Source organism: Hydrotalea sp., from assembly GCA_030054115.1.
GTDB lineage: Bacteria > Pseudomonadota > Alphaproteobacteria > JASGCL01 > JASGCL01 > JASGCL01.
Genome location: JASGCL010000059.1, coordinates 1 through 5,535, shown reverse-complemented (window position 1 = coordinate 5,535; position 5,535 = coordinate 1). Strand labels below are relative to the sequence as shown.

The window sequence follows — 5,535 nt, the reverse complement described above, 5'->3', positions numbered from 1 at the left end:
AATCACCATCCCCTACCTCGGCGACATGGTTGGCAAATACAGCGATTGGACGCCGCTGAAAAACCGCACCAATTTATTCCCCGAGGACCGCGATGATTCCGACCCGTGGCAGTTTAAAAACTTCCGGGTTAGGACGTAAGTATTTTTTGGCGATATGCTTAGGCATATCGCGGGCAGTTTAAAAATTTCCGCGTTAGAACGTAAAAAAATTATTGCGCAACGCGCTGAGCCAGCGCAACTTTATTGGCTATGAGCCAACCGCGCCTTAAGCTAAAATGAATTAGAAATATTGCCGGTAGCCGATGCTTACCGAGCTATAGATAAATGGCTTTTGATTGGTGTAATCGCTGGCGGTTTGTTTTTCCGGCCCATTGGGCACAATGTAGAGTCGCCCGCCGATGTTTAATTCGCCGCGACTGCCCACCGAAATGGCCATCGACAATGTTGGCATAATCAAGCCATAATAACGTGCGGTCGAGGATTCGGTCTTGCTGGTAAATTCCGGGCCATTGATTTGGGCAATATCGCCACTGGCCTCAAGCATGATGCTTTCATTGACCACGAAAAACCCGCCGTAAAGCCCCGGCATAATATGAAAGGCATCACCAATATCTAAACTATAACTGGCACCAAACCCGACGGGGATATAAACCTTGCTGTATGTTTTGGAGCAGGCAATGGGTTGAGACTTACCCACCACCGTGCATGTCGTGTCGCCCAATTTGATTGTATTGGCAACCTGAATCGCCACATTCGCACCCAACAGAATATTTTTAATGCTATAGCCGCCATCAATTGTCATGCCATAGGTCAGGTTGAGCTTGCCATTTTGCGTGCTGTCGCCGTTGACAAATCCTAACTCAGCCGCAATATTGGCAAACCCGCCCGTCGGGTTGGCCAGCGCATGACCGGCCGGCGCGAGCAATAAAACCGCCAAACAGCATCTTATAATATTTTTGTTCATTTCAAATCCCCCTTAACATTTTTAATTCGTTTTTTACAACCAATATTGAAATATTTTTTATATTTGACTTTAATAGCTAATTTTTAAGCCAGTTGCAACCATTATCGACTGCATAATAATGCCACCTGTTAGGTGGTTAAGCCACGCCCCCTATCCAGCAACAAAAAACCGGCGTCCCGCGCCGCCGCCGCCACCGCCGCGCTGTGGCATTGGGCAAAAAAATCAGCCGGCGCAAAACCATGGCGGCGCAACAATGCGGCGGTCAGTGCCACGGTGCGTGGCGAAAAAAACAATATCACCCGGCGCGCGCGCGCCGCGTAATGCGAAATTTTTTGCACCACGTTGCTGGGCATGGCATCAACCGCCACCATGTCATACAGGGCGATTTTTTCGGCTGGGATATGGGCCATACGCAGGCGGCTTACCAAATCGGTGCCCTGCCCCTCCCCCGCGGTGGCCGCCGCGCCGATATGCAACAGGTTTTTATCTTTAGGCCAAGCATGGTTTTTATAGGTCGCGATTATCGCCTTGGCCAATTCCTCAACATTGCCACCAGCGACGATGATATTCTTTAGCCCTGGCAAATCGCTCGCGCCATCGGGGGACGCCCTATTGGGGTGAATTTTTTCGGCAAGTTTTTCTTGAATGGCGGCGGCGGTCATCGGCCCGACGGCAAAAATATATTTTTTATCAAGCGTGATGGCATTGTCGCCACTTCGGTGGTTTTTGGCCAGCATTTTGGTAAAGGCGCGCACCCCATTGGCCGAGGTAAAGGCCAAGCCCGGCGCGGCGGTTATTTTTTGTTCGATGGTGGTGATGGGCAAGTTGCTATCAATTTTATATTCCATCACCGCCAAATGCACCGCCTCGTAACCATCGGCCAAATAACGGGCGGTTAAGGTTTGGCCGCTTTCATCCGGGCGGGTGATAATAAATAATGCGTTTCGCAAATCCAACCCGTTCATGACTATCTATGCCAATTCTTCGCCTGATGTTTTTTTGCGCAACATTTCTGCCAGGCTTGTCATTATGTTTTCGCCATCGCTTACGGGGCCGACGATATTTTTTTGCCGTGGGTTTGACAAATCTTCGTCGGCGACAAAACCGGTCGCTATCATGTTATCGCCGTCAATTTTTACCAAACAACCTATCGGCGTTTTGCACGACCCATCAAGCATGGCCAAAAATTGCCGTTCCAACATCACCGCCCTTGCGCTTATATCATGATGAAGCGGTTCGAGCATTTTTTTAACGGCTTGGTCATCGGTTCGCGCCACCACCGCCAATGCCCCCTGTGCCGGTGCCGGGGGAAAATCCTCGGCCGAAAAAACCTGCGCCACGCGATTGGCAAGGTTGATACGTTTCAACCCCGCCAGCGCCAACACCATGCCGTCGATATCGCCGCGCGCCAATTTTTCCAAACGGCTGTTGATATTGCCACGCAACAACACCACCTTAATATCAGGGCGATGTTTTTTCAACAACGCCTGCCGCCGCAGTGACGCCGTGCCAACCTTGCTCCCGGCTGGCATGGCCTGCAGGCTTCGGTTATCACGGCTCAGGAAGCAATCGAACGGCGTCTCGCGCTGGGGGATAGCGACAATCGAAATCCCCGGTGATAATTTTGTTTCGACATCTTTTAACGAATGAACCGCCAGGTCGATTTTGCCGGCCAATAAAGCGGCGTCCAATTCTTTGGTGAAAAGCCCCTTGCCACCGACCGCCGATAATTTATCGTTCAAAAATTTATCGCCGCTGGTGGTCATGGTTTCAATGCCGATACTTAGGTTGGGGTTCGCCGCCTGCAACCCCGCCATGATAAAATTGCTTTGCGCCATGGCCAGCGGGCTGGCGCGACTGCCGATGATAATTTTGTCGCCCGACTTTTTATTTCTTTCATCCATCTTGCTTTTATAGATTTTATCGATAAAAAATGATAGATGTTTTATTATGATAATACTCGGCATCGAAACCTCTTGCGATGAAACATCCCTCGCCCTCGTAACAGACGTGGCAACAGATATGACAACCGACGTGGCGAAAAATAAAAAAGCTGGCGGCCGTATCTTGGCGATGCAAACCTGGTCACAAATTGCCGAACACCGCGATTACGGCGGCGTCGTGCCCGAAATTGCGGCCCGCGCCCATTTGGAAAAAATAACGCCATTATTGTCGGCAACATTTCGGGCGGCCGGCATTGCGCCGGGCGACATCGACGCGGTTGCCGCCACCACCGGTCCCGGGCTTATTGGCGGTCTTATCGTTGGTGCGGTGCTGGGCAAGGCCTTGGGTTTTTCATTGAACAAACCCTTCATCGCGGTCAACCATCTGTCTGCGCACGCCCTGTCGGTGCGGTTAAGCCACGCCGATATAACATTCCCCTATTTAATGTTGTTGGTGTCGGGTGGCCATTGTCAATTGGTCGCGGTTACACAGGCAAAAAATGGCGGGCAAGATTATATTCTATACGGCGAAACATTGGATGATTCGGCGGGCGAGGTTTTTGATAAGGGGGCGCGGTTGCTGGGACTGGCGCAACCGGGCGGCCCGAGTATTGAGCAGGCGGCAAAAAATGGCGATGCCAAGAAATTCCCCCTGCCCGTGCCGATGCGCGGCACCGCCGATTGTGATTTTTCATTTTCGGGTTTGAAGACTGCCCTGAAAACCAAATTGCAAAACAAAATCGACAATCGAAATGAATATCATGTGGCCGATGCGGCGGCCAGCCTGCAACAGGCGATAACATCATCGTTGCGGGAAAAATCGGCACGGGCGATGGCGCGGTTTAAGAACGATTTCCCGAATATCGCGCCCTATCATTTTTGCCTGGTCGGCGGGGTGGCGGCCAACCAATTTATTCGCCAAAACTTGCACCAAACCGCCAAGGACAATGGTTTTGAACTTATCGCCCCGCCCATTAATTTATGCACCGACAATGGCGCGATGATCGCCTGGGCCGGTATCGAAATGTTGCGGCAAGGCATCACCCATGATTTGCGGGCGCGGGTGCAACCACGTTGGCCGCTTGAGAATTTACATAACGCCACCACGCAACAGGTAAAAACCGCCTAAAAAAAATTCATGAAAAAAAATATCACAATCGTTGGTGCCGGCCATTTTGGCATGGTGTTGCACGATGTTTTGGTAAAGGAAAATGTCATCACCCTTATCAAACGCGGCGATAAAATTAATTTAAGCGGCGTCGATTTTTTATTGGTCGCCCTGCCGGTTAAGGAATATGATTCGGTGTTCGCCGATTTGGCCGCCACCACAACCACCCTGCCGCCGACCATTTTATTTTCGAAGGGCATGAACAGCCGTGGGCAATTGCCGATGGCTATCATCGCGCAATATTTTCCCGCCGCGCCAATTGCTGTCTTGGCCGGGCCGAATTTTGCCTTTGAATTGAAAAAAAAATTGCCAACCGCTTCGGTTTTGGCCAGCCATGACAATGCCCTTATCACCGCTGGCCAACAATTATTACAACAACCATTTTGGCGCATATACAAAAGCCGCGACGCGATTGGCGTGCAATTAAACGGCGTGATGAAAAACGTGCTGGCGGTGGCGGTTGGTATTGCGCGCGGTAAAAAACTGGGGGAAAATGCCTATGCCACCCTTATCAGTCGCGGCCTGGCCGAAATGCGGAAATTACTGGCGGCGGAAAAATCCGCCGGTACGGCCAGCATCGATGACACGACCTGCTACGGACTATCGGGCGTGGGTGATTTGGTATTAACCGCCGGTTCGCCACAATCGCGCAACACCGCGCTGGGTATAAAATTGGGTGAGGGCTTAACCATAAGCGACGCCCTGGCGCAATCACGCGGCGTGGCCGAGGGGTATCACGCCGCGGCGCAATTAAATGCACGGGCGATTGGCTTGGGCATTGACCTGCCGATTGTTGCCACCGTGGCGGCGGTATTGCATGATGGTTTATCGGTTGATAAGGCGATTCACCAATTGTTATCGCGCCCCATGCCAGCGCGGGAGTAGCGAGAATAATTGCCTCATCTGCCAATTTCACCCAATGCACCCCTTAGCCCTTGCATAATTGGTGGCGATTGGCTATTGCCTGTAACATAAGGTAACAAAGAAGATGATAACATTTTTACTGATTATTCACGCGATTATTGCGTTGGTATTGATTGTTTTTGTGCTGTTGCAAAAAAGCGAGGGCGGGTCCTTGGGTTTTGGCGGTGGCGGCAACAGCATGTTCAGCGTGCGCGGCACCGCCAATTTTTTAACCCGCACCACCGCCATTTTGGCGACGGCATTCATGATTACCAGCCTGATTTTGGCGATTTTATTTACCCGTGGGTCGCAAAACAATAGGTCGATATTGAAGGATTTGGACAACACTGCGCCAGCCGCCCCAGCCGCCACCACCCCCGGCACCGATAAAAAATCGGTGCCAGCCCTGCCCGGCGCGCCACCCGCCGCCGATGATTTAAAGCCATTTGACACCGCGCCGTCTGCACCTAAAGCGCAATAATTATCGCCTATCGCTTCGCTACTTGAGGCAAGAATTATCGCCAAATTTATCTGCGCTATCATTGCATTGCTTGAGC

General features: G+C 51.4%; 6 protein-coding genes. 3 read left to right on the top strand and 3 right to left on the bottom strand.

Features of this window, described 5'->3' with window-relative positions:
• Positions 1-280 precede the first annotated feature (280 nt).
• From QM529_07375 to hemC, 3 genes are all read right to left on the bottom strand, one after another.
• Positions 281-964, bottom strand: a complete 684-nt coding sequence (locus QM529_07375) for a hypothetical protein (GenBank protein MDI9314475.1) — start codon at positions 962-964, stop codon at positions 281-283.
• Positions 965-1,092: 128 nt separating this feature from the next.
• Positions 1,093-1,929, bottom strand: a complete 837-nt coding sequence (locus tag QM529_07370) for a uroporphyrinogen-III synthase (protein MDI9314474.1) — start codon at positions 1,927-1,929, stop codon at positions 1,093-1,095.
• 6 nt (positions 1,930-1,935) lie between these two features.
• Positions 1,936-2,931 (bottom strand): hydroxymethylbilane synthase, encoded by a 996-nt coding sequence (hemC, locus tag QM529_07365; GenBank protein MDI9314473.1) that lies wholly within the window; start codon positions 2,929-2,931, stop codon positions 1,936-1,938.
• On the opposite strand from hemC, the gene tsaD reads away from it, so the two are divergent.
• From tsaD to secG, 3 genes are all read left to right on the top strand, one after another.
• Positions 2,915-4,036, top strand: a complete 1,122-nt coding sequence (gene tsaD, locus QM529_07360; protein ID MDI9314472.1) for a tRNA (adenosine(37)-N6)-threonylcarbamoyltransferase complex transferase subunit TsaD — start codon at positions 2,915-2,917, stop codon at positions 4,034-4,036. The two genes, hemC and tsaD, sit on opposite strands and share 17 nt — an antisense overlap.
• Positions 4,037-4,045: 9 nt before the next feature.
• Entirely contained in the window at positions 4,046-4,960 is a 915-nt protein-coding gene (locus QM529_07355) for an NAD(P)H-dependent glycerol-3-phosphate dehydrogenase (protein ID MDI9314471.1), read from the top strand.
• Between the two features lie 103 nt (positions 4,961-5,063).
• Positions 5,064-5,459 (top strand): preprotein translocase subunit SecG, encoded by a 396-nt coding sequence (gene secG, locus QM529_07350; protein ID MDI9314470.1) that lies wholly within the window; start codon positions 5,064-5,066, stop codon positions 5,457-5,459.
• The last annotated feature ends 76 nt before the right edge of the window (positions 5,460-5,535 follow it).